Raw genomic sequence first — 3,857 nt, 5'->3', positions numbered from 1 at the left:
GCAACCGATTGATCCGGCATGCCTCCGTCGTTAGGCTGGTTCCCGAACTCCCGTTTGGGAACCGACGTTGAGAAGCTCCCGCTTCTCGATTCGAATGATGTTTCGAGAAGCTCGAGCTGCTCGGGTATAGCTCCCAGGCGGAAGCTTGGGAGCCAGCGAAAATCCATACCGGAATGACGGTCCGCTGACCTGTATAGCTGCGACCGTTTGCCATCAAGCGCTGACGCTTAGCCGGGCCTGCATCCGAACGCCTGCGTCGGCAAGGGATTGCTGACCTACGGCCGCTCGTTTCGGCCTACATTTAGAGCCTATCCCAGTAGGTTTCAAAAACCCTTCGACTCGGCTCAGGGCGAACGGCCTACTGAGATAGGCACTTAGAGGTACGGGCGGTTTCCCAATCTGCGCCGCTATACTTCGGTGAAAAACGATCAACCACCGGGATATGAGGTGGCGAAATTTCGCCGAGATGGGGCAAGATACGCTTCCTTCAAATCAACCCCCTTAGCTCTTGAAACGCTTATTGATATGGAGCGCCGCTTTTGCGGTCCTTGCCGTGGCGGGCGTCGAAATGGACCTGCTCCCCAATGCACGAACCTTGGAACTGGTCGGCCAGCGCTATGGCCTTGCGGCGGTGGAACGTCTGTCGGCGTGGCGCGACCTGGTTCTGCATCTGGGCAGTGCCGGCGAGCACGAGAAGCTGGCGCGGGTCAACGATTTCTTCAACCGGCTGCCCAATATATCCGACCCTGACCAATGGGCGCGCCGCGACTACTGGGCGACTCCGGTGGAACTCCTGGCCGCGAACGGCGGGGACTGCGAGGATTTCGCCCTGGCCAAATATTTCACCCTTCGAGCGGCAGGAGTGGCTCCCGACCGATTGCGGGTCACTTATGTCCGGGTCTGGCGGCCACGGCTGAGCCGCATGGAGCCGCACATGGTCCTGGCCTACTATCCCGCCCCGGAATCCGAACCGCTGATTTTGGACAATCTGATCGGCGATATCCGGCCGGCCGCCGCGCGGACCGATCTAGCGCCGACCATGAGCTTCAATGCGGAGGGGTTGTGGTCGGCCAAGCAGCGCGGGCAGCATGGCAAACTGGGTGAAGCGTCCGACATACGCCACTGGAACGATCTGTTGGCGCGCATGCACCACGAAAAGACGGGAGCGATTCGATGAAGACGATGAGCCTGAAAACCCTGCTGGTCCTGATGCTCGGTCTGCTGTTTCTGCTGCTGGGGCTGGCTCTTTTCGCCACCGGCCTGGTGAATACCCACGGTTTTCTGCAACGCCAGTTGCACGCTCATGCGCAAGAAACGGCAACCACTCTGGCGCTGGAACTATCGCCCGCGCTGGCGAGCAACGACACCGCGGCGGTGGCCAATGCGGTGGACGCTCTCTACGATAGCGGCTACTACCGGCGTATCGCCGTGATCCGCCCCAACGGCGAATCCGTCGTGGAGCGGGAACTCCCCTTGAAAGTGGACGGCGCTCCCGAGTGGTTCATCAGCCGCGTGCCGTTCGACGCTCCCGCGGGTCGGGCCGAATCGATGGCCGGCTGGAAACTTTCAGCCGTGGTCGACGTGGCCAGCCATCCCGGTTTCGGATATAGCCAACTTTGGCAGATGACCTGGTCCATCCTGGGCTGGACTCTGGGTTTCTGGCTGATCTCCGCGCTGCTGTCGGTATGGCTGCTGCAAAAGGCATTACGTCCGCTGGACCGGCTGGAAAATCTGGCGCTTCGCATCGGCGAAGGCAAGTTCGAGCCTTTGGCGGAGCTGCCCCGTATTCGCGAACTGCATCATATCGGCTCGGCGTTCAACCGTATGTCGGAAGCGGTGCGGCGCATGCTGAACGCGAAGATGGAAACCATCGAGAAACTACAGCGGGATCTCCACCACGACCGGCAAACCGGTCTTTTCAATCGCGCGTATTTTCTCGCATCGCTGGACGCGGCCCTGGCAATATCCGGAACGCAGCACGCCATTGCCATCCTTCAGCTCACCGGACTGGCGGAATGCAATCGCCGATTCGGACGCGATACGGGAGATCTTGTCGTCAAATTTCTCGCCGATGTTGTGGAAGCTGTCGCCGAAAAGACGCACGGCTCGGCGGCGCGAATCGACGGCGCGCAGTTTGCCGTGCTGTTGGAGCACGCCGATGCCGATTGCCTGAACGATCTGACCCATCACCTCGCCCAATCGACGGTCATGGCTTTGCTCGAGACCGGAATCGCTTCGTCCTGCACCGTCCATATCGGGGCGGCCCTCTCTTCCGGCGATAGCAGCACGGCACTGCTCGCCCGGGCGGACGCTGCGCTGCGCGACGCGCAGATGGGGTCCAGCGGGAGCTTTCGGATTGCGGAGGCAGATCCGACGCCGGGCGGGAGCGGCCGGCTGGCGTTGCTGCGGCAGGCTTTGGGCAACGGTCAAGTGGAACTGGAGCGGCAGCCGCTCATGTGCCGGAACGCTTCGGCACCCGAGCATTACGAGGTGTTCGCGCGCATCGTGACGGAAAACGGATTACGGCTTTCCGCGGGCGCCTTGGCGCACATTGCCGAGGAAACCGATCTGGCTCCGATGCTGGACAAACTTGTCGTCGCGCGCCTTCAGGAAGCGATGGCGGAAAAACCCGAAGCGGCGTGGTCCGTCAATTTGTCGGTGGCCACCATCATGCAGCCGGGATTCGCTCAATCTTTTAGACATAAAGTGCCCGCTCGATCAAATCTGGCCATAGAAGTCCCCTTGAATCGGCTGATTTTGGCCCCGCAAGCGGCCGAGTCCGTTAGCGAGCTCAGGAGAGACGGTTTTCGGTTCGTGCTGGATCGCTTCATGCCCTATCCCGGCGCACTGGCCTGGTTAAACGAATTGATGCCGGATTGGGTAAAGGTGGAAGGGGCTCTCTGCCGCCGGATATTCGATGACGCCGGCAATCAGGCCCTGCTCAAGGCGCTATGCCAATACGCACGAGAGTTGGGTATCCGCGTTGCCGCCACCGGCGTGGAACGGGAGGACGAGGCCGATCTGCTTTTTGGCCTCGGGTTCGACGCGGTGCAAGGCCGTGTGTTCGAGAAGGCGAGCTAGAACGTTTTCATACCTACTGTACGGGCACTGGCGAGTAGGTCGGGAATCCCTTCCCAATCGCAAACGGTCGCTTTAGTCGCGACCCTTCCAATCGCAAACGGCGTCTTCGGGAGCGCCGAAGCCCCCCTTCCCGACGCCGCCGTTGGGCCAACGGGTTCGTCGGCAAAGGATTGCCGACCTACGAAAGCTTGAATCGATCTACCCTAGCCGAAGGCGCCAACGACGTCCGCCAAGCCTGTTTTGCCGTACGAGCGAGATGAAAACGCCCTAAGTACATTCAGGGAAGTCTTGCGGCATAGGCAACCTGCAGGACAACCCCGCCAGTCAAGCCAATCTGTCGAGATCCCGCAAATATTTGCGGAATGTACTTAGAACATTCTCCACCGTGGCTTAGCGGTGTGAATTGGGAAAGCCGCTCCGCACTCCAAAATGGCGGCCGGACTAAGTCAGTAGGTCGGGAATCCCTTCCCGACTTACTGGAGACGCTACACCAAACCGGAAAATTCGCCTGCCGGAGGGGATGTCTCTTCCCGGCGACGAACGGATCGCTTCAGACGCCTTGTAAATCCATTCAACATTCAACATTCAAGCGAACATTATCGTAGGGTGGGTTAGCGAAGCGTAACCCACCGATCCGAGGCCGTTCGGCGGGTTACGGCCTCGCGGCCTAACCCGCCCTACAAAACAATTCCTGATTGAAAGCGATTTGGAAAAATACCTGAAACGGTGCGCCTGGGGTATTTTCCTGGCGTCAGCGAATTTTACGCCCACCGTAG

General features: G+C 60.0%; 2 protein-coding genes. Both read left to right on the top strand.

Features of this window, described 5'->3' with window-relative positions:
- Nucleotides 1-568 precede the first annotated feature (568 nt).
- The gene (locus ABJK70_RS21545) at nt 569-1,177 is read left to right on the top strand and encodes a transglutaminase-like cysteine peptidase (protein ID WP_347259082.1); all 609 of its coding nucleotides are present in this window, start codon (nt 569-571) and stop codon (nt 1,175-1,177) included.
- Nucleotides 1,174-3,081 carry an EAL domain-containing protein gene (locus ABJK70_RS21540; protein WP_347259081.1) on the top strand — a complete coding sequence of 636 codons (1,908 nt, stop codon included), beginning with the start codon at nt 1,174-1,176 and terminating at the stop codon, nt 3,079-3,081. The genes ABJK70_RS21545 and ABJK70_RS21540 overlap by 4 nt, the downstream gene beginning before the upstream one ends.
- The last annotated feature ends 776 nt before the right edge of the window (nt 3,082-3,857 follow it).

Source organism: Methylocaldum sp. (assembly GCF_039794385.1).
In the GTDB taxonomy this organism is placed as follows: Bacteria; Pseudomonadota; Gammaproteobacteria; order Methylococcales; family Methylococcaceae; genus Methylocaldum.
This window is presented reverse-complemented; position numbering and strand designations above follow the sequence as displayed.

What these genes read in the sequence shown, in the direction of transcription:
- ABJK70_RS21545 (WP_347259082.1), top strand. Translation starts at nt 569, where the DNA reads ATGGACCTGCTCCCCAATGCACGAACCTTGGAACTGGTCGGCCAGCGC.
- ABJK70_RS21540 (WP_347259081.1), top strand. Translation starts at nt 1,174, where the DNA reads ATGAAGACGATGAGCCTGAAAACCCTGCTGGTCCTGATGCTCGGTCTG.